This is a genomic window from Pseudomonas sp. BN606 (assembly GCF_029873115.1).
GTDB lineage: Bacteria > Pseudomonadota > Gammaproteobacteria > Pseudomonadales > Pseudomonadaceae > Metapseudomonas.
The window spans coordinates 15,763-42,292 of the sequence record NZ_SSOF01000039.1 but is presented as its reverse complement, the minus strand read 5'-3'; the positions used below and the strand labels follow the sequence as shown (position 1 = coordinate 42,292).

General features: G+C 63.2%; 23 protein-coding genes. 8 read left to right on the top strand and 15 right to left on the bottom strand.

The annotated features are described in order from the left end of the window. Window positions 1-7: 7 nt before the first annotated feature. A complete protein-coding gene (acs, locus tag E8E75_RS03435) occupies window positions 8-1,945 on the bottom strand; it encodes an acetate--CoA ligase (RefSeq protein WP_120654528.1) in 1,938 nt (645 codons plus the stop codon). A 109-nt stretch (window positions 1,946-2,054) separates the two neighbouring features. Further along, window positions 2,055-3,095, bottom strand: coding sequence for a DJ-1/PfpI family protein (locus tag E8E75_RS03430; protein ID WP_280358028.1), 1,041 nt, complete (start codon window positions 3,093-3,095; stop codon window positions 2,055-2,057). A 102-nt stretch (window positions 3,096-3,197) separates the two neighbouring features. On the opposite strand from E8E75_RS03430, the gene E8E75_RS03425 reads away from it, so the two are divergent. Then, entirely contained in the window at window positions 3,198-4,172 is a 975-nt protein-coding gene (locus E8E75_RS03425; RefSeq protein WP_120654529.1) for a helix-turn-helix domain-containing protein, read from the top strand. A 63-nt stretch (window positions 4,173-4,235) separates the two neighbouring features. Here E8E75_RS03425 and pgi read toward each other — a convergent pair whose 3' ends face one another. The 11 genes from pgi to dksA form a co-directional block, all read right to left on the bottom strand. Beyond that, window positions 4,236-5,900 carry a glucose-6-phosphate isomerase gene (gene pgi, locus E8E75_RS03420; protein WP_153920504.1) on the bottom strand — a complete coding sequence of 555 codons (1,665 nt, stop codon included), beginning with the start codon at window positions 5,898-5,900 and terminating at the stop codon, window positions 4,236-4,238. A gap of 70 nt (window positions 5,901-5,970) precedes the next feature. Further along, entirely contained in the window at window positions 5,971-6,351 is a 381-nt protein-coding gene (gene panD, locus E8E75_RS03415) for an aspartate 1-decarboxylase (protein WP_028630028.1), read from the bottom strand. An 80-nt stretch (window positions 6,352-6,431) separates the two neighbouring features. Continuing rightward, window positions 6,432-7,292, bottom strand: coding sequence for a pantoate--beta-alanine ligase (gene panC / locus E8E75_RS03410; protein WP_153920502.1), 861 nt, complete (start codon window positions 7,290-7,292; stop codon window positions 6,432-6,434). Then, complete coding sequence (panB, locus tag E8E75_RS03405; protein WP_120654532.1) at window positions 7,289-8,089, bottom strand: 3-methyl-2-oxobutanoate hydroxymethyltransferase; 801 nt, start codon at window positions 8,087-8,089, stop codon at window positions 7,289-7,291. The genes panC and panB overlap by 4 nt, the downstream gene beginning before the upstream one ends. Before the next feature lie 102 nt (window positions 8,090-8,191). Beyond that, window positions 8,192-8,692 carry a 2-amino-4-hydroxy-6-hydroxymethyldihydropteridine diphosphokinase gene (gene folK / locus E8E75_RS03400; protein ID WP_120654533.1) on the bottom strand — a complete coding sequence of 167 codons (501 nt, stop codon included), beginning with the start codon at window positions 8,690-8,692 and terminating at the stop codon, window positions 8,192-8,194. 2 nt (window positions 8,693-8,694) lie between these two features. Beyond that, complete coding sequence (locus tag E8E75_RS03395; RefSeq protein WP_153920500.1) at window positions 8,695-10,101, bottom strand: polynucleotide adenylyltransferase PcnB; 1,407 nt, start codon at window positions 10,099-10,101, stop codon at window positions 8,695-8,697. A 681-nt stretch (window positions 10,102-10,782) separates the two neighbouring features. Beyond that, window positions 10,783-12,210 carry a sigma-54 dependent transcriptional regulator gene (locus E8E75_RS03390; RefSeq protein WP_153920498.1) on the bottom strand — a complete coding sequence of 476 codons (1,428 nt, stop codon included), beginning with the start codon at window positions 12,208-12,210 and terminating at the stop codon, window positions 10,783-10,785. A gap of 22 nt (window positions 12,211-12,232) precedes the next feature. Then, window positions 12,233-15,187, bottom strand: coding sequence for a sensor histidine kinase (locus tag E8E75_RS03385; RefSeq protein WP_162945871.1), 2,955 nt, complete (start codon window positions 15,185-15,187; stop codon window positions 12,233-12,235). After that, entirely contained in the window at window positions 15,171-15,347 is a 177-nt protein-coding gene (locus E8E75_RS03380) for a hypothetical protein (protein ID WP_003095129.1), read from the bottom strand. The genes E8E75_RS03385 and E8E75_RS03380 overlap by 17 nt, the downstream gene beginning before the upstream one ends. Before the next feature lie 60 nt (window positions 15,348-15,407). Next, entirely contained in the window at window positions 15,408-16,292 is an 885-nt protein-coding gene (gluQRS, locus tag E8E75_RS03375; protein WP_120655351.1) for a tRNA glutamyl-Q(34) synthetase GluQRS, read from the bottom strand. 48 nt (window positions 16,293-16,340) lie between these two features. Then, a complete protein-coding gene (dksA, locus tag E8E75_RS03370) occupies window positions 16,341-16,784 on the bottom strand; it encodes an RNA polymerase-binding protein DksA (protein WP_120654536.1) in 444 nt (147 codons plus the stop codon). A gap of 193 nt (window positions 16,785-16,977) precedes the next feature. Here dksA and E8E75_RS03365 point away from each other — a divergent pair, with 193 nt between their 5' ends. Continuing rightward, the gene (locus tag E8E75_RS03365) at window positions 16,978-18,153 is read left to right on the top strand and encodes a pyridoxal phosphate-dependent aminotransferase (RefSeq protein WP_120654537.1); all 1,176 of its coding nucleotides are present in this window, start codon (window positions 16,978-16,980) and stop codon (window positions 18,151-18,153) included. Further along, the gene (gene sfsA / locus E8E75_RS03360) at window positions 18,150-18,857 is read left to right on the top strand and encodes a DNA/RNA nuclease SfsA (protein WP_120654538.1); all 708 of its coding nucleotides are present in this window, start codon (window positions 18,150-18,152) and stop codon (window positions 18,855-18,857) included. Before E8E75_RS03365 ends, sfsA begins: the two co-directional genes overlap by 4 nt. A gap of 3 nt (window positions 18,858-18,860) precedes the next feature. Here the strand turns inward: sfsA and E8E75_RS03355 are convergent, their stop codons facing one another. Further along, window positions 18,861-19,184 carry a Rieske (2Fe-2S) protein gene (locus E8E75_RS03355; protein WP_153920496.1) on the bottom strand — a complete coding sequence of 108 codons (324 nt, stop codon included), beginning with the start codon at window positions 19,182-19,184 and terminating at the stop codon, window positions 18,861-18,863. A 222-nt stretch (window positions 19,185-19,406) separates the two neighbouring features. Then, complete coding sequence (locus tag E8E75_RS03350; protein WP_153920494.1) at window positions 19,407-21,704, bottom strand: TonB-dependent hemoglobin/transferrin/lactoferrin family receptor; 2,298 nt, start codon at window positions 21,702-21,704, stop codon at window positions 19,407-19,409. Window positions 21,705-21,930: 226 nt separating this feature from the next. On the opposite strand from E8E75_RS03350, the gene E8E75_RS03345 reads away from it, so the two are divergent. From E8E75_RS03345 to E8E75_RS03325, 5 genes are all read left to right on the top strand, one after another. Continuing rightward, window positions 21,931-22,647, top strand: coding sequence for an energy transducer TonB (locus E8E75_RS03345; protein ID WP_153920492.1), 717 nt, complete (start codon window positions 21,931-21,933; stop codon window positions 22,645-22,647). Window positions 22,648-22,664: 17 nt separating this feature from the next. Then, window positions 22,665-23,729: a ChuX/HutX family heme-like substrate-binding protein gene (locus tag E8E75_RS03340; protein ID WP_153920490.1), complete on the top strand. Its 1,065-nt coding sequence runs from the start codon at window positions 22,665-22,667 to the stop codon at window positions 23,727-23,729. Between the two features lie 99 nt (window positions 23,730-23,828). Beyond that, entirely contained in the window at window positions 23,829-24,728 is a 900-nt protein-coding gene (locus E8E75_RS03335) for an ABC transporter substrate-binding protein (RefSeq protein WP_153920488.1), read from the top strand. Further along, window positions 24,725-25,762 (top strand): iron chelate uptake ABC transporter family permease subunit, encoded by a 1,038-nt coding sequence (locus tag E8E75_RS03330; RefSeq protein ID WP_153920486.1) that lies wholly within the window; start codon window positions 24,725-24,727, stop codon window positions 25,760-25,762. Before E8E75_RS03335 ends, E8E75_RS03330 begins: the two co-directional genes overlap by 4 nt. Next, on the top strand, window positions 25,762-26,529 hold the full coding sequence (locus tag E8E75_RS03325; RefSeq protein WP_120654545.1) for a heme ABC transporter ATP-binding protein: 768 nt from the start codon (window positions 25,762-25,764) through the stop codon (window positions 26,527-26,529). Before E8E75_RS03330 ends, E8E75_RS03325 begins: the two co-directional genes overlap by 1 nt. The last annotated feature ends 1 nt before the right edge of the window (window position 26,530 follow it).

Sequence of the window (26,530 nt, the reverse complement as noted above, 5' to 3'; positions counted from 1 at the left end):
ACAGGGCTTACTGGTTGAGGCGTTTGTCGATCAGGTTCTGCACCACCGACGGGTCGGCCAGGGTGGAGGTATCGCCGAGGTTATCCAGCTCGTTGCAGGCAATCTTGCGCAAAATGCGGCGCATGATCTTGCCCGAGCGGGTCTTGGGCAGGCCCGGCGCCCACTGGATCAGTTCGGGCTTGGCGAAGCTGCCGATTTCCTTGCTGACCAGGGCCAGTAGTTCTTTCTTCAGTTCCTCGGTCGGTTCCAGGCCCTTCATTGGCGTAACGAAGGCGTAGATGCCCTGTCCTTTGAGGTCGTGCGGGTAACCCACTACGGCGGCCTCTGCCACGGCGTCATGCAGCACCAGGGCGCTTTCCACTTCGGCGGTGCCGATGCGGTGGCCGGAAACGTTGATGACGTCGTCGACGCGGCCAGTGATCCAGTAGTAGCCGTCCTCATCGCGCCGGGCGCCGTCACCGGTGAAGTAGTAGCCGGGATAGGCTGCAAAGTAGGTGTCGATCATTCGCTTGTGGTCGCCGTAGACACTACGGATCTGGCTCGGCCAGCTGGCCTTGATCGCCAGTACGCCCGAGCCGGCGCCGTCGATTTCCTTGCCTTTATCATCCAGCAGCACCGGCTGCACGCCGAAGAAGGGGCGAGTGGCCGAGCCGGGCTTCAGGGCAGTGGCGCCGGGCAGCGGGGTAATGAGGATGCTGCCGGTTTCGGTCTGCCACCAGGTGTCGACGATGGGGCAGCGGCAGTCGCCCACTACGTTGTAATACCACTCCCAGGCTTCCGGGTTGATCGGTTCGCCGACGCTGCCAAGCAGGCGCAGGCTGGACCGGGAGGTCTTCTTCACCGGTTCCTCGCCTTCGCGCATCAGGGCGCGGATGGCGGTGGGAGCGGTGTAGAAGATATTCACCTGGTGCTTGTCGATCACTTGCCAGAAGCGCGAGGCGTCGGGGTAGTTGGGCACTCCCTCGAACATCAGGGTGGTAGCGGCGTTGGCCAGCGGGCCATAGACGATGTAGCTGTGGCCGGTGACCCAGCCCACGTCCGCGGTGCACCAGTAGATCTCGCCTTCGTGATAGTCGAACACGTACTTGTGGGTCATCGCTGCGCCCAGCAGGTAGCCGCCGGTGGTATGCAGCACGCCCTTGGGTTTTCCGGTGGAACCGGACGTGTAGAGGATGAACAGCGGGTCTTCGGCATCCATCCATTCCGGCGGGCAATCCTCGCTGGCGCCGCGCAGGGCCTCGTGGTACCAGAGGTCGCGCCCGTCCTGCCAGTCGATCTTGCCTTCGGTGCGCTGGACCACCAGCACCGAGGATACGTTCGGGCAGTCTTTCAGGGCCTTGTCGACGTTCTGTTTCAGCGGGACGTATTTGCCGCCGCGAACACCTTCGTCGGCGGTGATCACTGTGCGGCAGTCGGCATCAAGGATGCGGTCACGCAGGGCATCCGGGGAAAAGCCGCCGAACACCACCGAGTGCACGGCGCCAATGCGCGCACAGGCGAGCATGGCGTAGGCCGCCTCGGGAATCATCGGCATGTAGATGCAGACCCGGTCGCCTTTCTTCACGCCACGACTCTTCAGCACATTGGCCAGGCGGGCCACATGGCTGTGCAGCTTGCGGTAGGTGATCTGCGCGGATTCGCTGGGATTGTCACCTTCCCAGATGATGGCAACCTGCTCGCCTCGCTGCTCCAGGTGGCGATCGATGCAGTTGTAGGCGACGTTCAGCTTGCCGCCCTTGAACCACTCGGCCTCGCCTTTCGCAAGGTCGCTATGATGCAACTGGTCCCAGGGCTTGAACCAGGTGAGGAAGCTGGTGGCCTGCTCGCTCCAGAACAGCTCGGGCTGCTCCACGGACTGCTGGTACAGGCGCAGGTAGGCATCGTTGTCGACGAGGGCGTGCTTGCGCACGGCGTCCGGCACGGGGTGAAGGCTGATCTCGTACATGGCGGGTCCTTGTTGTTGTAGAGCCGAGATGGCGACAAGGGTGCATCCAAGCCGTCGCCGGGTTCAAGGGTTGTCCATGGAGTTTTGAACCCGGTGCCCGCCAGATCGTTCAGCGACGCGGATATTCCAGCTGGGCGGCGACGAAGGTGGCAGTGGCGCCGCCGTAGCGCGCGACGATGTCGTCCAGAGTTTCGTCCAGCACCTGACCGGGCGGCGCGTTGCTGTCGGGGAGGGCCGATTTTCCTCCCATGGACGCATCGGGTAGCAGCACCAGGCCGTGACGAGTGCGAACCGGCCCATCGCCGACGGCCAGCACGTCGGTGCGGAAACTGCGGGCCCATGCATCGGCGCGCAATGCGAGGGAGGCTTCATCGAGTCCTGGCCGCAGCGCCAAGGTCAGGGTTTCGTGGCGCCAGAAGGCCAGGTAGTTTGCCACCGCCGTCAGGTAACCGCCGGGGCCAAAGGCAAATGTCTGGCTCTGGTGCTCGGCGGACCAGCCGGCCAGGCCGATCTCGCGTGCGAAGGCGATCGTCTTCGCCTCACCGGCAATCGCTTGTACCAGGGCCAGGGACACAGGCAGTGCGGCGCTGACGCCTGAGCTGGTCACCAGCTTGCCATCCACCACGTAGCGGCGGTTGACCTGCCAACGGGTGTCGGGGAAGTCCTCTTCGCGCTGCGCCTTCGAATACCAGTGACCGGTGGCCCGACGGCCATGGAGCAGGCCGGCGTGGCCCAATACCAGTACACCGTCGCAAATGCCGACGATGGTGGCCCCCCTGGCGGCCTGATCGGCGACGAAAGCAGTGAGTATGGGATCGTCGCTATGGTGCACGGCAGGGACGATCAGGTAGTCCGCCCCCTCCGGGTAGTCCTGTTCAAACTCGGCAGTGGTCGCCTGGGCTTCGACCTTCAGCGCCGGCATCAACTGCAGCGGCCCTTTGCGGGTGGACAGGGCGACCACCTTGGCTACTCCGGCGCGGCTGAGCAGTCCGAAGGGCACCATGAAGTCCACCAGCTCGGTCATGCGGTTCTCGCCGACCACAGCCACCAGCGGCTGCTCGCGTCCGGCATGCGGGTGGTAGGACTGGAGCGTTTCCGCCAGCCCAAGCAGGGGGATGTGCAGCAGCAAGATCAGCAGTAGCGCTCGCATGGGCCTTCTCCGAGACGGGGATTCCAGTCTGGCGCGCGGGCAGGTGTCCTGAATGACAGCTATGAGTGAATATCTGCCAATCCTGCCGTCGAGCGCCCCCGCATGCAGCCTCCTCATAACGTACTGCTGTTGGTTTTTCCCGAATTCCAGTTGCTGGATGCCACCGGTCCGGCGGACGTATTCGCTGCGGTGGCCGAGCACCTTCCGAAGCAGTTGGGCGTGCCCTACGTGCTGCGGGGCATTTCCGCCAATGGTGGACTGGTGCGTTCCAGCACTGGGCTCGAGTTGATGACCGAAGCCTTGCCCGAACCAACCAGCCTGGCCGGGTGCACGTTGGTGGTGGCGGGCGGCTTCGGCATACAGCGGGTGATGGGACAGGGCGTGCTGGCGCGTTGGCTGAGGGAGGCCGGACCTGTTGCGGCGCGTTGCTGTTCGGTCTGTACAGGGGCTTTCCTGCTGGCGCAGGCCGGGCTACTGGATGACCGCTCCGTGGTGACTCACTGGAAGTACGCCTCGCTACTGCAGCGGCTATTCCCGAAATTGCGGGTGCAGCAGGACGCACTGTTCGTCCGTGACGGGGACTTCTACAGCTCAGCGGGCGTGACCGCTGGAATGGACCTCTGCCTGAGCCTGGTGGAGGAAGATCATGGCCGCGCACTGTCGTTGCAGGTGGCCAAGGGGCTGGTCATGTACCTGCGCCGGCCGGGAGGACAGCGGCAGTTCAGCGCCGAACTGTTGGCGCAGCAGGCGCCTGAAGGTGGTTTGCTGGAGCAATTGGTCCATTGGCTTCGTGGTCGACTGCACCAGGAGCTGGATATCGAAGCTATGGCGGCGAGGGCCGCGGTCTCTCCACGCACCTTGCACCGGCATTGCCAGGCGGAACTGGGCATGACGCCGGCGAAGCTACTGTTCCAGCTACGTCTTGAAGAGGCCTGTCGACTGCTGGAGGCGGGGGCGCCATCGCTCAAGCGTACGGCGGAGAAGACCGGGTTCGGCAGCGAGTACAACCTGCGCAGGGCCTTCGTTCAGGCCTTGGGAGTAACGCCGAGCGAGTATCGGCAGCGGTTTTGCCGGTAAGGGTGGATTTGCGAATGATTTCGCTCCCACAAGGCACGATACGGCTTGTGGGAGCGATATGGGTTAACCGCGATGGCGTGCGCGGAAGAAGTCGATCAGGCCCTGAGTCGAGCCATCCTCGGCCTGGGCTTCGTCCTGGCCAGTGAGGCGCGAGTAGACCGTCTTGCCCAGTTCCTTGCCGAGCTCCACGCCCCATTGGTCAAAGGCATTGATGCCCCAGAGTACGCTCTGTACGTAGACCTTGTGCTCGTACATGGCGATCAGTGCGCCCAGACGGCGAGGGCTGATGCGTTCCACCACCAGGGTATTGCTCGGCCGGTTGCCGGGCACGACCTTGTGCGGCGCCAGGCGCTGCACTTCGTCTTCCGGCAATCCTTTGGCGCGCAATTCGGCCTCAGCCTCCTCGCGGGATTTGCCGAGCATCAGCGCCTGACTCTGGGACAGGCAGTTGGCGAAAAGCCACTGGTGGTGGTCGGCCACCGGGTTGTAGCTGGACACCGGGACAATGAAGTCCGCCGGAATCAGCTGGGTGCCCTGGTGCAGCAACTGGTGATAAGCGTGCTGGCCGTTGCAGCCGACGCCGCCCCAGATCACCGGGCCAGTGCCAGCGGTGACCGGGGTGCCATCTTGACGCACGCTCTTGCCGTTGGATTCCATGTCCAGCTGCTGCAGGTGGTCGGTGAAGTTCCGCAGGTAGTAGTCGTAGGGCAGGATCGCGTGGCTGCGGGCGCCCCAGAAATCGCCATACCAGACACCAAGCAGGCCGAGGATCACCGGGATGTTGCGATCAAACGGTGTGCTCTGGAAGTGCTGGTCCATGCTGTAGGCGCCGGAGAGCAGTTCCTTGAAGTTGGAGATGCCGATGGACATGGCGATCGGCAGGCCAATGGCGGACCAAAGCGAATAGCGACCGCCGACCCAGTCCCACATGGGGAAGATATTTTCTTCGCGGATGCCGAATGCCACCGCAGCTTCCTTGTTGCTGGAAACCGCGATGAAGTGCCGGTACAGCTCCTCTTCGCTGCCGCCCTGGGCCAGGTACCAGGCTCGGGCGGCTTGGGCGTTCTTCAGGGTTTCCAGGGTGCCGAAGGACTTGCTGGAGACGATGAACAGCGTGGTCTCGGCGTTCAGTCGGCAGGCCAGTTCGCGGAACTCGCTGCCGTCGATGTTCGCCAGGTAGTGGCAGCGCACACCTTTCTGGGCGAAGGGCAGCAGTGCTTCGGAGACCAGTTGCGGGCCGAGGAACGAACCGCCGATACCGATATTCACCACGTCGGTGATGGGTCTCTCGGTGTAGCCACGCCACAGACCGTTGTGCACGTAGCCCACCAGTTCGGTCATCTGGTGCAGGACGCGATGCACCTCCGGCATCACGTCGACGCCTTCTACCCGCACCTTGTCGCCAATGGGACGACGCAACGCCGTGTGTAATACCGGACGCTGCTCGGACGCGTTGATCACATCACCACGGAACATGGCCTTGATGGCGTCGCCGAGCTGGGCTTCTTCCGCCAGCTTGACCAGCAGGTTCAGGGTGTCGGTACGGATCAGGTTCTTCGAGAAGTCCAGCAGCAGGCCGCAGGCGCTGTGGCTGAACTGCTTGAAGCGCTCAGGGTTTTCGGCGAAGGCCTGGCGCAGGCTGAAACCGGCAAGTTCCTGGCGATGCTGGCGGAGCACGGTCCAGGTGGGCAGTTGAGTGACATCGAGCGGCGTCAGGTGGTGATCCATGGCGTACCTGTGTGCGACTTATGAAAAAGCCCGGAAAAGTCCGGGCTTCGGGTCATTCTGTATCCCGGTCTCAGGCGACCTGTACCGGAATCGCGTTGCTGGTGTGGCTGAGTTCATTGCCCGGAGCCATGTACAGCATACGCGGTTTGAAATTGGCCAGTTCGGCTTCGCTGTAGTGAGCGTAGGCGCAGATGATCACACGATCACCCACCTTGGCCTTGTGCGCCGCAGCGCCGTTGACCGAAATCATCCGAGAGCCATTCTCGGCGCGGATGGCGTAGGTGGTGAAGCGCTCGCCGTTGTCGACGTTGTAAATCTGAATCTGTTCGTACTCGCGGATGCCAGAGAGATCGAGCCATTCACCATCGATGGCGCAGGAGCCTTCGTAGTCGAGCACGGCGTGAGTAACTTCGGCGCGGTGCAGTTTGGCCTTGAGCATGATGGCGTGCATGGCTTTTCCTCGTCAGGATGCGGGCGGCGGCAGAGTTTGCCCGAACCCCCGAGGGGGTTCAAGGCTATGACGGGCGTTGGTCAGGCTTGCGCTTCGAGGTTGAAGGCAAGGTTGTCGATCAGGCGGGTGTTGCCCATGAAGGCGGCGCCCAGGATGACCAACTGCTGGTCCTTGTCACCTGCGGGGCGCAGGTTCAGCGCTTCGCGGACTTCGAGGTAGTCCGGGCGAAAACCTGCCTTGGTCAGTTCGGCCTGGCCTTCCTGCTCCAGTGCGGCGAAATCGCGGCGTCCTGCGCGGATGGCAGATGCCAGTTGCTGCAGGGTGCGGTAGAGCGCCGGAGCAGCCGCCCGCTGAGCGTCGTCCAGATAGCCATTGCGCGACGACAAGGCCAGACCATCTTCGGCGCGCACCGTGGGCTCGCCCATGATCTGGATCGGCATGTTCAGATCACGCACCAGCTTGCGGATGACCGCCAACTGCTGGAAATCCTTCTCGCCGAATACCGCGAGATCGGGCTGGACCATGTTGAACAGCTTGCTCACCACGGTGGCGACGCCTTCGAAATGGCCAGGGCGGCTACCGCCACAGAGTCCTTCGGACACCAGCGGGACATTTACACGGGTCTGGCCGTCCATCCCGTCCGGGTACATCTCTTCCACGTCCGGATGGAACAGCAGATGGCAGCCAGCGGCCACCAGCTTTTCCTGGTCGGACACCAGCGTGCGTGGATACTTGGCCAGGTCTTCGCTGGGGCCGAACTGCAGCGGGTTGACGAAGATGCTTGCTACCACGAAGTCGACTCGCTGGCTGGCTTTTTCCACCAGGGCGACGTGTCCGGCGTGGAGGTTGCCCATCGTCGGCACGAAGCCGATGCGCTTGCCTTCACTGCGCGCGCGGGCGACGGCTGCGCGCAATTCTCGGACGGTCTTTACGGTGTTCATGCGGAGAATCCGTGTTCGGCGGCGGGGAAGGAGACGTCCTTGACGGCCTGGACGTAGGCAGCGATCGCTGCCTGGATGCTGGTCTGGCCTTCCATGAAGTTCTTCACGAACTTGGGTGCACGGCCGGTGAGGGACAGGCCAAGCATGTCGTGCAGGACCAGAACCTGGCCATCGGTGGCGCTACCGGCACCGATGCCAATTACCGGGATCTTCACCGACTGGGTGATTTCTGCGGCCAGTTCGCTGGGCACACATTCCAGCAGCAGCATCGCTGCGCCAGCTTGTTCCAGGGCCATGGCGTCGGCGCGCAGTTGGCGCGCCTGAGCCTCCTGGCGTCCCTGGACCTTGTAGCCGCCGAGGATGTTCACGGCTTGCGGGGTCAGGCCCAGATGGGCGCATACCGGTACGCCGCGCTCGGCCAGCAGACGGATGGGTTCGGCCAGCCAGGCGGCACCTTCCAGTTTCACCATGTGGGCACCGGCCTGCATCAGTGCGGCGGAGTTGGCGAAGGTCTGGTCGAGGTTGGCATAGGCCATGAACGGCAGGTCGCTGATGATCAGCGCGCCCTGGTTACCGCGTTTCACAGCCGCGGTGTGATAGGCCATTTCGCTCACGCTGACCGGCAGGGTGCTGTCATGGCCTTGCAGGACCATGCCAAGAGAATCACCCACCAGGAGCACATCTACGCCGGCCTGGCAGGCGGCCCGGGCAAAAGTGGCGTCGTAGGCTGTCAGCATGGCGATCTTCTCGCCTTTCAGCTTGAGCTCTTGCAGGGTGGTCAGGGTCACATCAGGCATGAAAACGTCCTCAGCGGCGCCAGTTTGCACCGGCGCGGGGCAACGGGACGCTTATAGTCCCGATGGGGGGGCATGAAGTCAATTGCAGGTGTTACCGACCTGTTACGGCGTTACCGCCAAGTCGGGCAGGCGTTCGAGGCCTTCGAAGGGGCAGGCGCTCAGCAGGCTTTGCAACGGGCGCCCATCGGGCAGCTGCAGGTCGCCGGCAATCTCCGCCAGGGGGTAGAGCACAAAGGCACGGGCATGCATGTGGTAGTGCGGAACCTGCAGCCGGGGCTCGTCGATCCGGTGTTGGCCGAACAGGAGGATGTCCAGGTCCAGGGTGCGTGGCCCCCAGCGCTCGTCCTTGCGTACGCGCCCTTGCGCAAGCTCGATGACTTGCAGGGCGTCCAGAAGGTCCAGCGGGGCGAGCTCTGTTTCCAGAGCAGCGACGGCGTTGACGTAGCGGGGCTGGTCCGCCGGGCCGAGCGGGTCGCTGGCGTAGAGCGAGGACACGGCAGCAAGCCGGGTGCGGGGCAGGTCGCCCATCGCCGCGAGGGCTCCACGCAGCTGGCTGACGGGGTCGGCGAGATTGCTGCCGAGGCCGATGTACACGCGTTCCATGATTACTCGCCCGGAGTACCGGGGGTGTTGTCGCTGCGTGGGCCGCGACGGCGGCGGCTGCCACCGCGACGGCGACGCTGGCCGGACGGCTGCTGATCATCCTTGGCGCTCAGTTCGCGGATCATATTGCGGCGCTGGCTGTCGCTGGCGTCCTGGTAATCGGTCCACCAGTCGCCCAGACCATCGGTTTTTTCGCCGGCGCTTTCGCGCAGCAGCAGGAAGTCGTAGCCGGCGCGGAAACGCGGATTTTCCAGCAGCAGGTCGGCGCGCTTCCCGCTTCGGCGCGGCAGGCGCTCCTGCATGTCCCAGATCTCACGGATCGGGATGCTGAAACGCTTGGGAATGGCGGTGCGCTGGACCTGCTCCGTGATCAGACCGTGGGCAGCTTCCTGCATCGCGGGGATCGGCGGCATGCCGCGCTCCTGCAGCTGCGCCGCGCGGGCGGGCAAGGCCGGCCACAGCAGTGCAGCGAAGAGGAACGCCGGGGTAACGGGTTTGTGCTGGCGGATGCGTTCGTCGGTGTTGATCAGCGCCTGGCGGATCAGTCTACCGGTGTACTCGGGGTCTCGTTCAAGCGCAGCGGCGCTGGCCGGGAACAGCGGAGCGAAGAGGTCGAACTCCACCAGTAATTCGAAGGTGCGTTCGGCCTTGCCGCTGAGGAACAGCTTGAGCACTTCGTCGAACAGGCGCGCTGATGGAATTTCGCGCAGCATCGGTGCCAGACGGCGAATGGGAGCGGCGCTGTGTTTCTCGATCTCGAAGTCCAGCTTGGCGGCGAACCGCGCGGCGCGCAGCATGCGCACCGGGTCTTCCTGGTAACGCTGCTCTGGAATGCCGATCAGGCGCACCAGGCGATTGCGGATGTCGTGCACGCCGTGGGCGTAGTCGAGGATGCGCTCGGTGGTCGGATCGTAGTACAGCGCATTGATGGTGAAGTCGCGGCGCTGTGCGTCGTCTTCCAGGCTGCCATAGACGTTGTCGCGCAGGATGCGGCCGCTTTCGTTACGCGAGGCCTGGTTGCTGTCTTCCTCGTCTTCACCTTGCGGGTGGTTGGCGCGGAAGGTGGCGACTTCGATGATCTCCCGGCCGAACTGCACATGGGCCAGTTTGAAGCGGCGGCCAATCACCCGGGCATTGCGGAATTCGGCGCGCACTTGTTCCGGGGTGGCGCTTGTGGCCACGTCGAAATCCTTGGGGCGCAGGTTTAGCAGCAGATCGCGGACGCAGCCACCAACGAGGTAGGCCTGATAACCCGCCTTCTGCAGGCGCTCGACCACCACCACGGCGTTGCGGCTGATACCCGAGCGGTGCAGCGAGTGCTGATTATTGCCCAGTACTTCGGGAGTGCTGCGCGGATGCTGAGCGCGGCGAAGGGGGGATCGGAAAGACTGGAACAGCTTCTTCAGCATGGGATGCACTGTTTTGCGGGATGGACGGCCAGAAAAGGATATGGGCGCACGATGGCCGCGGATTCTAGCACTGGGAGGGGGGATGGAGAAGAAAAGGTCTGAAAGGAGGCAAAGCTACTGGGGGAGCCGAAGCTCCCCCCCAAATTGGTGCGTGCTTTGTTTTTATTGTTTCGGGCTTGGTGTTTTTGTTGTTCGACCCGGTCCAGCAGGCATTTCGCCTCTGGATATGCCCTCCAATCGAGGGTTAATAGCAAACGGATTGCTTTGGACGCTGATGGTGCCTTGATCATTCCATGACCCAACCAGTACGGGCGCTGTCTCAGGACAGTTTTATTGTTCTCGGTCTGGCTGTGGGGCGAGCCCCAAGGGCAACTCCTCTCCAAAAGAATCAGTTAGCTGCGCCTCCGCTGTCTTGTTTTTGTTGTGCTGGAGTCGATACGTCTTGTTTTTATTGTGGGGTTCAGCATTTCTTATTGTTGTTGTGCCAGAGATAAAGCAGATGTCGTGCCAACTTTTGTGATTCCTTGTAAATCAAGGCTTTGCGAGCGACGGTGGCGGATCGGAGGGCAAAAAAAAGCCGGGTTTTCGTTACCTTTAAACCCGGCTTTGTTACGCGATGTTTGGCGGGGTAACAGCGCACGGAACCAGTTGTGTTTCCGTACTGTCACCCTCGTCGGGGGCTCAAGGCCCGGCTGCGGCGCCGGATTTGCGGCGAGGGATACCCAGACGCTGGCGGCGCTCCCATAGGCATTTGCGACTGATCCCCAGTTTGCGGGCCAGTTCGGTTTCAGTCATGTGGTCCTGGTGCTCCAGCACGAAGTGCTGGAAGTAGTCCTCGAGCGAAAGGTCTTCGGTGGGCTCGTGGGCTGTGTTGTTGGCCTGGGCTGGCGCCGCGGCTTCGTTGAAGTCGAGGTCGTCCAGATCGTCCAGCTCGATGTCGATACCCAGCAGCTCCGCCGAAATGTCCGGGCTCTCGCACAGGATCACTGCACGCTCGATGGCGTTTTCCAGCTCGCGTACGTTACCCGGCCAGTTGTAGTGGCGGATCGCTTGTTCGGCATCCGCTGCGAAGCGCAGGCTTTCGCGCCCCATCTGGGAGCACTGACGAGCCAGGAAAGAGCGAGCGATCTCCAGTACGTCGTTGCCGCGCTCACGCAGGGCGGGCAGTTTCAGGGAAATGACGTGCAGGCGGTAATAGAGGTCCTCGCGGAACTGGCCAGTTTTGGCCAGGGTCTTGAGGTCGCGGTGGGTGGCGGCGATGAGGCGCACGTCGACCTTCTGCGACTGCACCGAGCCAACGCGGCGGATTTCGCCTTCCTGCAGAACCCGTAGCAGACGCGCCTGGGCTTCCAGCGGCAACTCGCCGATCTCGTCGAGGAACAGGGTGCCGCCGTCGGCGGCTTCCACCAGACCGGCACGGCCGGCGGTGGCGCCAGTGAAGGCGCCTTTCTCATGGCCGAAGAGTTCCGACTCGATCAACGTTTCCGGGATGGCCGCGCAGTTCACCGAAATCAGCGGCGCCTTGGCGCGACGGGAAAGGTTGTGCAGGGCGCGGGCCACCAGCTCCTTGCCGGTGCCGGACTCGCCCTGGATCAGCACGGTGGAGTCGGTCGGGGAGACCTTGCGGATTTTGCTGTAGAGCTCGAGCATCGCCGAGCAGGAGCCGATGATGCCAATCTCGCCATCGGCGTTGGCAGCTGCGGCCTTCTCGCCGCCGCGGCCGGCACTGGGGCGCTCGCTCGGAGTCGATCTGGCTTCCTGGCGCTCCTTGAGGATGCGCGCGACAGCCTGGAGCATTTCGTCATGGTCAAAGGGCTTGGCGATGTAGTCCACCGCGCCCATCTTCATCGAATCCACTGCCGAGCGCAGGCTGGCGTAACTGGTCATGATCAGCACGGGGGTGCCTTGGGCCAGCTTGATCAGTTCGGTACCGGGAGCGCCAGGCAGGCGAAGGTCGCTGATGATCAGGTCGAAACCGGGAATGCTGTAGCGCTCCTGGGCTTCCTGTACGGAGCCAGCCTCACTGACCTGATACTGGTTGCGTTCCAGTAGGCGTCGCAGGGCGGAGCGAATGATGGTTTCGTCTTCGACGATCAGAATATGTGGCATTAATTCGGCTCTCTAGACGGTCTCAGCTCACGGCGGATGTCGCTTCGACAAAACGAGGCAGCGTCACCCTGATTCGGGTGCCGCGCTGGCTCTCGGAGTCGGCCGGGCTTTCGATGGTTATCTGTCCATAATGCTCTTCCACGATCGAATAGACCAGTGCAAGGCCAAGGCCGGTCCCTTTCCCTGGGTCCTTGGTGGTGAAGAAGGGTTCGAACAGGCGGTCCATGATTGCCCTTGGAATGCCGCTGCCCTCGTCTTCCACGACGAGATCGACAGTGTGCTCCGAGGCTTCGCTGCGCACGCGGATGGCGCTACCCACTGGGGAAGCGTCACGGGCGTTGGACAGCAGATTGATCAGGACCTGGGCAAGGCGCTGCGGGTCGCCTTCGACGACGTGCTGCGGATCGCAGAGGTTGAAGAAACTCACCTCGATGCTGCGCTTGTTCAGCGAAAGCAGTCCGATGGCATCCTGCGCAACCTCCGCCAGACACACTGGCTCGCTGGCCTGCTGGCGGCCGCCGGCATGGGCGAAACTCATCAGTGACTGGACAATGCGGGTGACGCGCTTGGTCTGTTCGAGGATCTGGCTGCTCAGTTCCTTGATCTCGGAATCACCCTCGCGCTCTTCGCGCAGGTTCTGCGCCAGGCAGGCGATGCCGGTGATGGGATTGCCGATTTCGTGAGCAACCCCTGCCGCGAGGCGGCCGATGGACGCCAGGCGCTCGGAGTGCACCAACTTGTCCTCCAGCAACTGGGTGTCGGTCACATCCTCCACCAGCAGTACCAGGCCGCTGCTACCGGGGGCCAGAGGTTCTTCAATCGCCGCCTTGTGCAGATTGAGGGCGCGCACCTGCCCCTCCAGGGTCAGGCGCTGCTTGTGCAGGTGCTCGTCGGGCAGGTTGATGAAGCCTTCCAGTAGTCCTTTCCAAGGCTCGGCGATGGTGGACAGGCGTGATCCGACGACGCGTTGCGCGGGGATTTCGGTCAGTTCCTCCATGGCTCGGTTCCACATCAGGATCTCCTGGTCCTTGGCCAGTGAGCAGACGCCCATGGGCAGTTCTTGCAAGGTCTGACGGTGGTAGCGGCGCAGGGCGTCCAGCTCGGCGGCCAGGCCCGTGAGGCGCGAGTGATAGTCCTCCAGCCGGCTTTCGATGAAATGGATGTCTTCAGTGACGTAGCCTTCGCTGCCCGATTTGTAGGGCAGGAAAGTTTCCACCATGTCCTGGGCAACGCTCGGCCCCATCAGGCCGGAGAGGTTGGCTTCGATGCGGTCGCGCAGGCGACGCAGGGCGTAGGGGCGACGTTCGTCGAAGGGCAGGTGCAGGTCGCGCAGCGCCTGTTCCACTTCCTTCTGTGCTGTCTTGGCGCCCAGCGGCTTGGCCAGTTGGCTGGCGAACTCCTGCGGCGAGCTGGCCACCAGTTCGCGGCGTTGTGGGCGACGCACGTTGTCCACGGTGCAGGCTTCAGCGGCGCTGATCTCTTCCGGACTGGCTTCGGTGAAGAGCGAGACCAGGGTGAAGATCAGCACGTTGGCCGCCAGGGAGGCGATCGCTGCGATGTGCCAACTGGTGTCGTCCAGGACGTAGATGGCATTGAACAGCGGCAGGTACACGCCTTGCAGGTTGCCCACCAGTGGCAACAGCATGGCGAACAGCCAGACGATGAAGCCCGCCAGCAGGCCAGCGATGAAGCCACGGCGGTTGGCGGTCGGCCAGTAGAGCACCGAAAGCGCACCAGGCAGGAACTGCAGGGTGGCGACGAAGGCGACGATGCCAAGGTTTGACAGGTCCTGCTCGGCGCCCAGCAGCAGGTAGAAGCCGTAGCCGGCCATGATGATGAAGGCGATCAGCGCGCGGCGGGTCCACTTCAGCCAGCGGTAGATGTTGCCTTCTGCCGGTGGCTGGTAGAGCGGTAGCACCAGGTGGTTCAGGGCCATCCCGGAGAGCGCCAGGGTAAGCACTATGATCAGGCCACTGGCCGCCGACAGTCCGCCGACATAGGCGAGCAGGGCCAGCGCCGGGTTATCGACTGCGATACCGAGACCGAGGGTGAAGTATTCAGGGTTGGTGGTGGCTCCAAGCTTGAGGCCGGCCCAGAGAATCAACGGAATGGCCAGGCTCATCAGCAGCAGGAAGAGGGGAAGGCCCCAACTCGCGCTGACCATGGCGCGTGGGTTGATATTCTCGGTGAAAGTCATGTGGTACATGTGCGGCATGACGATCGCCGAAGCGAAGAACACCAGCAGCAGCGTGCGCCACGGACCTTCCTGCAAAGGCGTGTGCAGGGTGGAGAGGGCTGCCTGATTCTGCAGCAACCACAACTCCAGTTCGCGCGGGCCGCCGAAGACGCCATAGAGCGCGTAGAAGCCGATACCACCCAGGGCCACCAGCTTGACCACCGATTCGAAGGCGATGGCAAACACCAGGCCAGCGTGCTTCTCGCGGGTGGCGATGTGGCGTGCTCCGAAGAGAATGGTGAACAGCGTGATCAGGGCGCAGAAGCTGAAGGCGACGCGATTGTGCACCGGTTCGCGGGTGAGGATGCCGATGGAGTCGGCTACCGCCTGGATTTGCAGAGCCAGAAGTGGCAGTACGCCGATGATCATGATCACCGTAGTGAGCGCGCCGGCCCAGGTGCTGCGGAAGCGGAAGGCGAAGAGGTCGGCCAGGGACGAAAGCTGGTAGGTGCGCGTGATTCGCAGAATCGGATAGAGCAATACAGGGGCCAGCAAAAAGGCACCCGAAACGCCGAGGTAGCTGGCGAGGAAACCGTAGCCGTACTGGTAGGCCAACCCAACGGTGCCGTAGAAGGCCCAGGCGCTGGCGTACACACCCAGGGACAGGGTGTAGGTCAGCGGGTGGCGGATGATCCAGCGCGGGACGAAGCCCCGGTCACTGAGCCAGGCCACGCCGAACAGGGCCAGTAGGTAGGCAGCGCTGATCAGGATCAGCTGGGTGAGGCTAAAGCTCATCAGCATCGCGTTGACTCTGCAGAATGAAGGTCACCACGATCAGGATCAGCCACAGCAGGTAGGGGCGGTACCAGGCGCCGTTGGGGTCGATCCACCAATCCATGATGGCGGGGGAGAACAGGTAGATTCCCACCACCAGGAGCAGGACCAGTCGATAGATGTACATGCCGCAATTCTCGTCGTGTCTGTCGCGATGGTAGCGAATGCCCGGTACGGCGGCGAGTGGCTAGCGCAGCTGTGTTTCGGCCAGTGTTCGGCAACGCGGTATGCGCGTGGCATCCCAGTGGGCGATCCCCCAGTCCAGTGCTTCGCGGGGGCTGCCATCGGCCAGTTCAGCCGGCGGCTCCTGGCCGAGGGTGCGCAGCGCGCGTGCCAGTAGCGGTCCGGCACTGTCGGCTGGCAGTGGCGGAGAACGATAGGACTTGCCCAGCTTGTGCCCATCCGGCTGGATGATCAGGGGCACATGCAGATAGCGTGGCTGGCTGAGCCCGAGCAGCTCCTGCAGATAGAGCTGGCGCGGCGTGGAATCCAGCAGGTCGGCGCCGCGGACAATGTCCGTAATGCCTTGCCAGGCATCGTCCAGCACTACGGCCAATTGATAGGCGTAGAGACCGTCGCGGCGGCGGATGACGAAGTCGCCCACTTCCCGGCCCAGGTGTTGCCGGTATTCGCCCTGGACGCGGTCTACGAAGTGGTATTCCAACTCCGGTACACGGATGCGTATGGCGGCATCGTGCGGGGGATGCTGGGCGTTGCGACACGAGCCCGGATAAATGCCCAGGTGGCCCTCCAGCTGCTTGCGTGAACAGGTGCAGGCATAGGCAAGCCCCATCTCATAGAGACGGTCGATGACCTTGGCGTAAGCCTCTTGGCGATCGCTTTGGCGCACCATTTCGCCGTCCCATTCAAAGCCGTAGGTTTCCAGGGTTCGGAGGATTGCCGCCTGGGCACCTTCCACCTCGCGCGGAGGGTCAAGGTCTTCCATGCGCAGCAACCAGCGACCGCCGACTGAGCGGGCATCGAGGTAGGAGGCGAGGGCGGCGACCAGCGAACCAAAATGCAGATAGCCGCTGGGCGTTGGGGCGAAACGCCCGATATAGGCAGGGGACATCATGTTGCGGACAAAGCAACGGGGCGCCATTGGCGCCCCGTATCGGCATCAGGAGCCGAGCTGCTTTTCCTTGATCTCCGCCAGGGTCTTGCAGTCGATGCAGAGAGTGGCGGTGGGGCGGGCTTCCAGACGGCGAATGCCGATCTCGACGCCGCAAGAGTCGCACCAGCCGTAATCGTTGTCTTCGATCAGCTGGAGAGTCTCGTCGATCTTCTTGATCAACTTGCGCTCACGGTCACGGGCGCGCAGTTCCAGGCTGAATTCTTCTTCCTGGCTGGCGCGGTCGGCCGGGTCGGGGAAGTTGGCAGCTTCGTCCTGCATGTGGTGCACGGTACGATCCACCTCTTCCATCAACTCCAGCTTCCACTTGTTGAGGATGTTGGTGAAGTGAGCACGCATGCGGTCGCTCATGTACTCCTCGCCCTTGGTCTCTTGGTAGGGCACGAAGCCACGAATCAACTGGCTGTTCTGTTGTTTTGCATTGGTGGGCATGGATGGCCGCCTCTCACTTTCTTAATCCATTGCGCAGGATTATGGTCCATCGCCGGCGGTGCCGGCCCTGCGGCTGCAAGCGGGCGAACTTACCAGATCAAATCCGGGTACGCCACTCCCCGGCGTCGTACATGCTGCAGCGTCCAGGGACCATTGGTTAGAATCCTCTCTTTGCCTTAATAAAGGAAGGCCAATGGCCCAGTCCTACAGTGCACGCAGCCGCGCCATCGAACCCTTCCATGTCATGGCCCTGTTGGCTCGCGCCAACGAACTCCAGGCGGCGGGTCATGATGTGATCCACCTGGAAATCGGCGAGCCGGACTTCACCACCGCCGAACCCATCATCCAGGCCGGACAGGCCGCCTTGGCCGCCGGGCATACCCGTTACACCGCCGCTCGCGGATTGCCGCAACTGCGCGAAGCTATCGCCGGCTTCTACGCATCGCGCTATCGGTTGAACATAGACCCAGATCGCATTCTCATCACCCCCGGTGGCTCGGGCGCCTTGCTGCTGGCCAGCAGCCTGCTGGTGGACCCGGGCAAGCACTGGCTGCTGGCCGACCCCGGCTATCCTTGCAACCGCCACTTCCTCCGTCTTGTGGAGGGGGGCGCACAACTGGTGCCGGTCGGGCCGGAAACCCGCTATCAGCTGACCCCGCAACTGGTCGAGCGGCACTGGGACGCCGACAGCGTGGGGGCGTTGGTCGCCTCGCCGGCCAATCCCACGGGCACCGTGCTGCACCTCGATGACCTGGCCGCGCTGTCGCAGACCCTCAGGGCCCGCGGTGGCCACCTGGTGGTGGACGAGATCTACCACGGCCTGACCTACGGGATGGACGCCAGCAGCGTGCTGGAAGTGGATGATGACGCCTTCGTGCTGAACAGCTTTTCCAAGTACTTCGGCATGACCGGCTGGCGTCTTGGCTGGCTGGTGGCGCCTGCCGATGCCGTGCCCGAACTGGAGAAGCTGGCGCAGAACCTCTACATCAGTGCGCCTTCTATGGCGCAGTATGCGGCTCTGGCTTGCTTCGAGCCGCGCACATTGGAAATCTTCGAACAGCGCCGCGAAGAGTTCGCTCGCCGTCGCGACTTCCTGCTGCCAGCCCTGCGTGAACTGGGTTTCCGCATCGCAGTCGAGCCAGAAGGCGCCTTCTATCTGTACGCGGATATTTCCGCCTTTGGCGGCGATGCCTATGCCTTCTGTAGGCACTTCATCGAAACCGAGCACCTGGCCTTCACCCCAGGTCTGGATTTCGGCCGCTATCAGGCCGGTCACCATGTGCGCTTTGCCTATACGCAGAGCCTGCCGCGCCTGGACGAGGCGGTGCAGCGCCTGGCGCGCGGCTTGAAGACCTGGGCGGGCCAATGAAGTTCGCCCCGACCCTGGAAGTGGGCAGGCTGCTCAAGCGTTACAAGCGCTTCCTCGCGGACATCGAGACCGCTTCGGGGGAGCAATTGACTATCCACTGCCCCAATACCGGCTCGATGCTGAACTGCATGAGCGAGGGCTGCCGGGTATGGTTCAGTCGCTCCAACGATCCCAAGCGCAAGCTGCCCGGTACCTGGGAAATCGCCGAGACGCCACAGGGGCGTCTGGCCTGCGTCAACACTGCCCGCGCCAATGCATTGGTGGAAGAGGCATTGCAGACGGGCGTGATCAAGGAACTTGCGGGTTTCTCCAGCCTCAGGCGCGAAGTAGCCTACGGGCAGGAAAACAGCCGTGCCGACTTCCGCTTGGACTTCGCTGCGGGGCCGGCCTTCATCGAAGTGAAGAGTGTCACGCTGGGGTTCGACGGCACGTCGGTCGCCGCTTTTCCCGATGCAGTGACCACGAGGGGCAGCAAGCACCTGCGCGAACTGGCTGCGCTCGCCCGTGATGGCGTGCGGGCCGTGCAGTTGTATTGCGTGAACCTCTCGGGTATCGATGCAGTGCGCCCGGCCGAAGAAATCGATCCGGCTTATTCGGCGGCCCTGCGTGAGGCCGTTTCTGCCGGCGTCGAAGTGCTGGCCTACGGTGTCGAACTGACGCCGGAAGAGGTGCGCGTCTGCCGCCGTCTTGATGTGAGGATCTGAGCCTCAGGCTGCGTCCAGCAGCCAGATGCCGTCGGCATCTTCGAAAATGCCCACCGGCTCCAGTACCTCGCCGACACAGGGGCCCGTGACGCATTCGCCGGACTCGATCAGGAACAGTGCGCCATGGGTAGCGCATTGGATGAGGCTGCCGCTGTGGTCGAGAAACTGGTCCGGCGTCCATTCCAGAGGAATTCCCCGGTGCGGGCAGCGGTTCTCGTAGGCATGGGTCTGCCCATTCCGGCGCACCAGCAGGATATTCAGGCCATCAACGACAAAGCCCCGGCTCTGGCCTTCAGGCAGTTCGTCGGGGCGACAAAGAAGGATCATCGGCTTCTCCACAGCAGGCACGCATTATCGCGCGCCGCTGTGGATTGCCAAGAGGGGCACGTCCTTGTGCTGAAGCGGGATAGAGCCCATTCACGATCTGCAGCGCGTCGCAGTGACTGTGTTGAAAATGGCTTCTGAATGCTCATTTACAGGCCGTAAACTCCGCCTCCTCAGCCTTTTTCGCCTTGTTCCTCGCTAGCTCGCAAAATCGTAAACCGGTTCTTAGATTTCCCAGACCAGGTTGACCGATGCGTTGCGCCCCGGCTGGGTGTAGCGACCGAGGCTGCGGCTGCTGGCGTCCAGGCCCTGGACGTCGCCCCACTGCCAGTATTCCTTGTCGGTCAGGTTGAACAGGCCGGCGTTGACCGAGAAGGCGTCGGTAACCTGCCACCAGGTGTTCAGGTCCAGGGTGCCGTAGCCAGGCGTGGCGAACTGCTCGGTGATGCGCAGACTGGCGTTGTTCGTCTGGTCGATGCGGTCCTTGCCCTTGACCAGGGTCCAGGCCAGTTCGCCACCGAACTTTCCGGTCGGCTCGGCATAACCCAGGCCAATGACCGCCTTGAGCGGGTCGATGCTGTTGATCGGCTCGCCGGTTTCCTCGTTCTTGCCCCGTGCATAGGCGATGGAACCGATAAGGCGGGTGCCGGTGGGTAGGCCGAATTGGTTGAGGAACAGCTCGCCTTTCGCTTCGGCGCCACGAATGGTCACCTTGTTTAGATTCTGCGACTGGAAGGTAAGCAGGTTGTTGCCGGTCGGGTCGGGGATGGTCACCTGGTCGATGAAGTCCTCGTAGCGGTTGTAGAACACCGCCACGCCGAAACCGCCGACGTCGTATTTGCCACGCAGGCCGATCTCGTAGCTGTCGCTGGTTTCCGGCTTCAGGCTGGTGTTGGCGATGGTCTGGTAGCCCATCCCGGCGTTGACGAACTCGCCGAAGATATCCACAGGTTCCGGCGCCTTGAAGCCTGCAGCGTACTGACCGTAAATGCTGTGGGCGTCGTCCAGGCGGTAGGTGACACCGAGCTTGGGCGAGAGTTGGTTGTCGCTGAAGTCGGAGGGGTTGCGGTTCACCGGATTGCTGTTCAGGTATTCCGCGGTCACGTCGGGCTTGAGTTCGTAGTAGTCGTAGCGCAGGCCCGGCAGCAGAGTCCAGCGGCCGATCTCGATGCTGTCCTGGACGAGCAGGGCGTATTCGTGCGTGACCGGATCGGGGAAGTCGCTCAGCGGGAAGGTTTCCGCGCCGAAGGCCGGTGGCAGGGGCTGGCCAGTGCTGACGCGAATCTCATTGCCCTTGCGCAGGTCGCTGCTTTCCAGGCGCTTGAGATCGACGCCGTAGATCAGATGGTGCTGGGTATCGCCGATGGCGAAGTTCTTGTCGAGCTGGCCGTTGAATGACCAGAGCTTCTCTTCGTAGGTCGAGTCACGGGTGCGCAGGCGTTCGAAGGCCGAGGCCGGCGGCGTCGGGTTGCGGTTGAAGGCTACCCAGCTGTAGCGGCTCTGATCGGTCTGCTGACGAATCTTGCTGTCCTGGTGATTGAGCTGCCACTTCAGTTGATCGGCAAAGACGGTATCCAGCTCCAGTTGGTGTTCCAGGCTGATGCGCTCGCGGTCGGTGCTGTCAGTGGCATTGCTCGCCGCGATCAGGGCGTTGCTGAACATGCCGCCGCCGAGGGACGTGGAAGTCAGGGTCGAGGCTTCGCTGAGTACACGGGTGTCCACGTCGTCCTGGAAGCGCTCGTAACTCAGTTGCAGGCGATCGTTGCCTGCATAGTTCCAGCCGATCTTGGCCAGCAGGTTGTCGGTGGTGAAGTCCTGCGGGTTCGCTTCCTCGCGGCCGGCGCCAGTACCGCCACGACCACCGAAGGTCTCGACTTCGTCGCCACTGCGACGGCCCAGATGAAGCAAGCCATCAACCACGCCCTGGCGGCCGGCGAAGGTCGCGCTGCGCAGCCAGCTGTTGTCGGCGCTGCTGTAGCCGGTCTTCAGGCGGGCGTAGGCGTCATCGCCTTCATCCAGATAGTCGGCGGCATCCTTGGTCAGGAAGCTCACCGCACCACCGATGGCATCGCTGCCGTACAGCGAGGACGCCGGGCCACGGATGATTTCCACCTGCTTGACGATATCCGGGTCGATGTAATTGCGCTGGGCATTCAGGAAGGGGCCGAAGTTGAAAGCGTCCGGTACGGACACGCCATCCACTTGGGTCAGCACGCGGTTGCCGCCGATGCCGCGAATGGTGAAACCGGACAGGCCGAAGCGGCTACCGGTACCGCTCACCGAAACCCCCGGCTCGTAGCGCACCAGGTCGCGAATGTTGTTCACATTCTTATGGTCGATGTCGCGCTCGGTCTGAACCGAAACCGTGCTGGGGACCTCATCGAGGCGCTGCTCGCTGCGGGTGGCCGTCACCGTCATGGTGTCGAACTGAGTTGCGGCCTTTTCGGCTGCCAGTACGAGGGAGGGGCAGAGCAGCATCAGGGCTAGCCCGGTACGGCGGGCAAAGGGAGGACGCAACGGCATGGCAAGGCTCCTGTTAGCAAGGCGTACTAGTCCCCTGACTGGGAAACGCCGTGGCTTTCCGGCGTGGTGGCATCCGTTTCCAGCGATTTTTTCCGCCTTTCTCGGGGCTCGTTCGTCAGGTCTTACTGGTGATCGCAGGTTGATATCGGTGCAGAACCATAATGGCGTTGACAGATAAATTCAAATAATAATCAAATGCATTCGTATTTAGAAATTGACCGTTGCGATGCCGCGCTTCCTGTTCTGCTTTTCGATTGTCCTGGCCCTGCACTTTGTCGCGGGTTGGCTCCTGCATGACCTGCAGGAAGAGCCGGGCATGGCATTGCAGTCGTCTGCGCCGATGATGGTCCGGCTGGTCAGCCCCGAGCCTGCCCCCGCGCCTGTTCAACCTCTTGCCTCGGTAATGCGCCGGCCGGTGCTCCCTTCCAAGCCAGCGCAGTCGGTGAAGGTCCAGCGGCCAGTATCCAAGCCTGTGTTGGCGAGCAAGCCGCGCCCGACACCTGCCAAGCCTGTAGCGCCAGTCGAATCCGCAAAAGCCAAAGCCGTTGCACCAGCGCAACCGCAGGCCGTGGCGGCGAGCCCGGCACTCAGTCATTCCGAGTCGTCAGCCGCTGCCAGTGCCCCCGCGGCAACGGCCAAGCCGGTCGTCACCGAGGTTTTCAGTCGTGAACCTTCGTTCCTCACGTCGCCCAAACCTCCGATTTATCCGGCTCAGGCCCGGCGTCGTAACCAGCAGGGCCTTGTCCTGGTCGAGGTGCGGTTGGACGAGAAAGGCCTGCTTCGCGAGATACGGCTCCTTCGCTCCTCTGGAGTGGAGAGCCTTGATAGATCGGCCATGGATGCGGTAGCTGCGTGGCGCTTCCGCGCCGAAACCCAGAATGGCCAGCCAGTGCCTAGCCGCGTGCACATTCCCATTGAGTTCGCCCTTTCGGCGAGTCGCTGAATCACAAGGAGCTTCAGATGAGCCTGCAAACTTCGACCACCAGCCCGGCTTCTCCTCTCTACCAGGCATGGCAGACGCTGCGATCCGAGCAGCCGCGACTGCGCGCCCGCGATGCCGCCCAGCTCCTGTCCGTGAGCGAGGCCGAACTGACTGCCAGTCGCCTCGGCGTCGATACCGTGCGCCTGCGTCCGGACTGGGCAGGCCTGCTGCCGGCCCTGGGCGAGCTTGGCTACATCATGGCGCTGACCCGCAACGAGCATTGCGTGCATGAGCGCAAGGGCTACTACCGCGAAGTCTCGGTCATGGCTAACGGCCAGATGGGCTTGGTGGTATCCGCCGATATCGACCTGCGCCTCTTCATGAGCGGCTGGGCCAGCGTTTTCGCCGTGGCTGAGGAATCCCCGCGTGGTACCCGGCGCAGCGTGCAGATCTTCGATCAGCAAGGCACTGCCGTGCATAAGGTCTTCCTCACTGACGACAGTGAGCTGGCCGCCTGGGAGCCGCTGGTGGAGCGCTTCCGTGCTGAGGAGCAAAGCGACGAGATCGATCTGCACCCGCAGCCAGAACAGGTGCAGGCCAAGCCCGATGCCGAGATCGATGTCGACGCCCTGCGCGACGGCTGGGCAGCGCTGAAGGACACTCACCACTTCTTCGCTCTGCTGAAAAAGCATGGAGCCGAGCGTACCCAGGCGCTGCGTCTGGCCGGTACTGAGTGGGCCGAGCAGTTGGACACCGTCGAGTTGCCGCGCCTGCTGGAAGAAGCCGGTACGCGTGAAGTGCCGATCATGGTGTTCGTTGGAAACCGCCACTGCATCCAGATTCACAGCGGCCCGGTTAGCAACCTGAAGTGGCTGGACACCTGGTTCAATGTTCTCGATCCGGAGTTCAACCTGCACCTGCAAACCGCCGGCGTGACCGAACTGTGGCGTGTGCGCAAACCCAGCACCGATGGCGTGATCACCAGCTGGGAGGCCTTCGATGCCGAAGGACAATTGGTTGTGCAATTGTTCGGCGCGCGCAAACCCGGTATTCCTGAGCGTGACGACTGGCGAGCGCTGGCGGAAGCCGCGCCGGCACTCTGAGGTCGAGCATCCAGGGGAGCACGGCGCCCAGATCCAGGCCAACGCCCTGTTTTAACAGGGCGTTGGCGTTTCCCGCATTCAGCGATGGAGTTGTTTTCGATGCGTCTAGTTGTCGGTCTGGCCAGCCTTTGCGCAGGCATCCTGCTTTCTCACCAGGCCGCTGCGGCCGGGGCCTTGCCCCAGCGCTGGGTCAGCGCCGGTGGTTCCGTCAGCGAGTGGGTGGTGGTACTGGGTGGGCAGGAAAAGCTCGTGGGCGTGGACACCACCAGTCAGCATCCAGAGGCACTGAAAAGCCTTCCCAGCATCGGCTATCAGCGACAGTTGGCGGCGGAGGGCATACTCTCGCTCCGTCCAGACATCCTGGTAGGTACCGAGGAGATGGGGCCTCCGCCGGTGCTGGCGCAAATCAGCACGGCCGGGGTGCGTATCGAGCGCCTGCAGTCCACTCCCGACCTCTCCACCCTTGAAAAGAATCTCAAGCTGATCGGTAGCCTGCTGGGCAATGAGGCTCGTGCCGCCAGGGCCCTTGCAGATTACCGCCAGCGACTGCAGCGCCAGGCTGACTGGGTCGCCAAGGCACAGCAGACACAGAGGTCGCCACGGGTACTTTTCCTGCTGGGGCATTCCGGTAGCAGCCCGATGGCGGGCGGCAAGGACACGGCCGCAGCGTGGCTGATTGAGCGTGCCGGTGGGCAGAACCTTGCCGATCATCAGGGTTACAAGGCGATTTCCAATGAAGCGCTTGCTGCGCTGGACCCGGACGTAGTGGTGATCGCTGATCGCCGCCTGGAAGGTGATGCCGCCCGCGAGGCGCTGCTCAAGCAGAATCCGGCCCTGGCTGCGACCCGTGCCGCTCGTGAGGGCCGCCTGCTCAGCCTCGATCCGACCTTGCTGGTGGGCGGGCTGGGTCCACGCCTGCCTGATGGCATGGCTGCGCTTTCCGCAGGCTTCTATCCTTCGGCTCCGGCCCTTACCGAGAAAAGCCTGAGCCAACCATGATCGCGTCTGTCCCTTCCCGCCCATTGTTCATTGCCCTGGGCGTTCTGCTGTTCCTGGCACTCTGGTTGTCGCTGGCGCTAGGTCCAGTCAGCCTGCCGCTGGGCGACACCCTGCGCGCGGCCCTGCGCATGGCTGGCCTGCCGTTTTCCGCTCAGGGTCTCGAGCAGGCTGAGCTGATCGTTGGCCAGATCCGTCTGCCGCGCGCCTTGCTCGGCCTGGCGGTGGGTGCGGTGCTGGCTTTGTCTGGTGTCGCGATGCAAGGCCTGTTCCGCAATCCGCTGGCGGACCCTGGGTTGGTTGGGGTTTCCAGTGGCGCCGCTTTGGGGGGCGCCGCCGCCATCGTCGGAGGTTCTGCGCTGGGTGGATTGCCGGATGCATTCGCGCCCTATCTGCTATCCATGTGCGCCTTTGCCGGCGGCTTGGGAGTGACGGTGCTGGTCTATCGCCTGGGACGTCGCGATGGTCAGACCAGTGTGGCCACCATGCTGCTCGCAGGCATCGCCCTGACGGCGTTGGCCGGCGCGGTGATAGGCCTGTTTACCTACCTGGCCGACGACGCCACCCTGCGCAGCCTGACCTTCTGGAACATGGGCAGCCTCAATGGCGCCAGCTACTCGCGGCTGTGGCCGCTGCTCATCGTCACTGTGTTTGTCATCGTCTGGCTTCCGCGCAGGGCCAAGGCGCTGAATGCCATGTTGCTGGGCGAGTCTGAGGCCCGTCACCTGGGGTTCGATGTGGAGCGCCTGAAGCGCGAGCTGGTGTTCTGCACCGCCCTTGGCGTAGGTGCCGCGGTGGCGGCGGCCGGCCTGATCGGCTTCATCGGCCTGGTCGTGCCGCACCTGGTGCGCCTGGTTTCGGGGCCCGATCACCGCGTCCTGCTGCCAGCCTCGGCATTGGCCGGGGCCAGCCTGATGCTGCTGGCGGACCTGGCTGCGCGCCTGGTGCTGGCGCCGGCAGAGTTGCCCATCGGTATCGTCACGGCGCTGATCGGCGCGCCGTTCTTCCTTTATCTGCTGGTGCGAGGTCGTAGCTGATGCTGCGCGTTGAACGGCTGGACGTGCTGCGCGGCGGCAAACAAGTGCTGACGGGCATTGACCTGGAGCTGCAGCCTGGCGAGGTGCTGGGTGTGCTCGGACCCAACGGAGCGGGCAAGAGCACGCTGCTCGCTGCCCTTTGCGGCGAGGTGTCGGCCGCGGGAGGGCGAGTAAGTCTCGATGATCGTGCGCTCGCGGACTGGAGCGGCCCGCAGCGTGCTCGGCGTCTTGCGGTGTTGCCGCAAAGCTCGACGCTGAGCTTCGCGTTTCGTGTCGAAGAAGTCGTGGCCATGGGACGCATGCCTCACGACACCGGGCGGGAACGAGATGCCGAGGTAGTCGCGCAGGCCTTGGAGGCAGCGGATGCCAGCCACCTTGCAGGTCGCAGCTATGTGGCGCTGTCCGGAGGCGAGCGCCAGCGGGTGCACCTGGCTCGGGTTCTGGCGCAGCTCTGGCCAGGAAGTGCCGGGCAGATACTGTTACTGGACGAACCCACTTCGGCACTCGATCCCTTGCACCAGCACACGACCCTGCAGGCTGTGCGGACCTTTGCCGAGCGCGGCGTGGCGGTGCTGGTGATCCTTCATGATCTGAATCTGGCCGCGCGCTACTGCGATCGCCTGCTACTGCTCGCCGACGGTCGTCCCCATGTGCTGGGCTCGCCGGAGCAGGTGCTCCAGGCCGAACCGCTCAAGGCAGTATTCGGCCTTGAAGTGCTGGTGCAGCGCCATCCTGAGCGGGGCCATCCCCTGATTGTTGCTCGCTGAA

Coding starts and splice junctions, on each gene's coding strand:
- E8E75_RS03385 (WP_162945871.1), bottom strand. CDS start 15,187: ATGCTGATGAGCTTTAGCCTCACCCAGCTGATCCTGATCAGCGCTGCC.
- acs (WP_120654528.1), bottom strand. CDS start 1,945: ATGTACGAGATCAGCCTTCACCCCGTGCCGGACGCCGTGCGCAAGCAC.
- E8E75_RS03340 (WP_153920490.1), top strand. CDS start 22,665: ATGAGCCTGCAAACTTCGACCACCAGCCCGGCTTCTCCTCTCTACCAG.
- gluQRS (WP_120655351.1), bottom strand. CDS start 16,292: ATGTCCCCTGCCTATATCGGGCGTTTCGCCCCAACGCCCAGCGGCTAT.
- E8E75_RS03345 (WP_153920492.1), top strand. CDS start 21,931: ATGCCGCGCTTCCTGTTCTGCTTTTCGATTGTCCTGGCCCTGCACTTT.
- E8E75_RS03325 (WP_120654545.1), top strand. CDS start 25,762: ATGCTGCGCGTTGAACGGCTGGACGTGCTGCGCGGCGGCAAACAAGTG.
- sfsA (WP_120654538.1), top strand. CDS start 18,150: ATGAAGTTCGCCCCGACCCTGGAAGTGGGCAGGCTGCTCAAGCGTTAC.
- E8E75_RS03395 (WP_153920500.1), bottom strand. CDS start 10,101: ATGCTGAAGAAGCTGTTCCAGTCTTTCCGATCCCCCCTTCGCCGCGCT.
- E8E75_RS03355 (WP_153920496.1), bottom strand. CDS start 19,184: ATGATCCTTCTTTGTCGCCCCGACGAACTGCCTGAAGGCCAGAGCCGG.
- E8E75_RS03380 (WP_003095129.1), bottom strand. CDS start 15,347: ATGTACATCTATCGACTGGTCCTGCTCCTGGTGGTGGGAATCTACCTG.
- E8E75_RS03365 (WP_120654537.1), top strand. CDS start 16,978: ATGGCCCAGTCCTACAGTGCACGCAGCCGCGCCATCGAACCCTTCCAT.
- folK (WP_120654533.1), bottom strand. CDS start 8,692: ATGGAACGCGTGTACATCGGCCTCGGCAGCAATCTCGCCGACCCCGTC.
- E8E75_RS03390 (WP_153920498.1), bottom strand. CDS start 12,210: ATGCCACATATTCTGATCGTCGAAGACGAAACCATCATTCGCTCCGCC.
- E8E75_RS03330 (WP_153920486.1), top strand. CDS start 24,725: ATGATCGCGTCTGTCCCTTCCCGCCCATTGTTCATTGCCCTGGGCGTT.
- E8E75_RS03350 (WP_153920494.1), bottom strand. CDS start 21,704: ATGCCGTTGCGTCCTCCCTTTGCCCGCCGTACCGGGCTAGCCCTGATG.
- dksA (WP_120654536.1), bottom strand. CDS start 16,784: ATGCCCACCAATGCAAAACAACAGAACAGCCAGTTGATTCGTGGCTTC.
- E8E75_RS03430 (WP_280358028.1), bottom strand. CDS start 3,095: ATGCGAGCGCTACTGCTGATCTTGCTGCTGCACATCCCCCTGCTTGGG.
- pgi (WP_153920504.1), bottom strand. CDS start 5,900: ATGGATCACCACCTGACGCCGCTCGATGTCACTCAACTGCCCACCTGG.
- panC (WP_153920502.1), bottom strand. CDS start 7,292: ATGAACACCGTAAAGACCGTCCGAGAATTGCGCGCAGCCGTCGCCCGC.
- E8E75_RS03335 (WP_153920488.1), top strand. CDS start 23,829: ATGCGTCTAGTTGTCGGTCTGGCCAGCCTTTGCGCAGGCATCCTGCTT.
- panB (WP_120654532.1), bottom strand. CDS start 8,089: ATGCCTGATGTGACCCTGACCACCCTGCAAGAGCTCAAGCTGAAAGGC.
- E8E75_RS03425 (WP_120654529.1), top strand. CDS start 3,198: ATGCAGCCTCCTCATAACGTACTGCTGTTGGTTTTTCCCGAATTCCAG.
- panD (WP_028630028.1), bottom strand. CDS start 6,351: ATGCACGCCATCATGCTCAAGGCCAAACTGCACCGCGCCGAAGTTACT.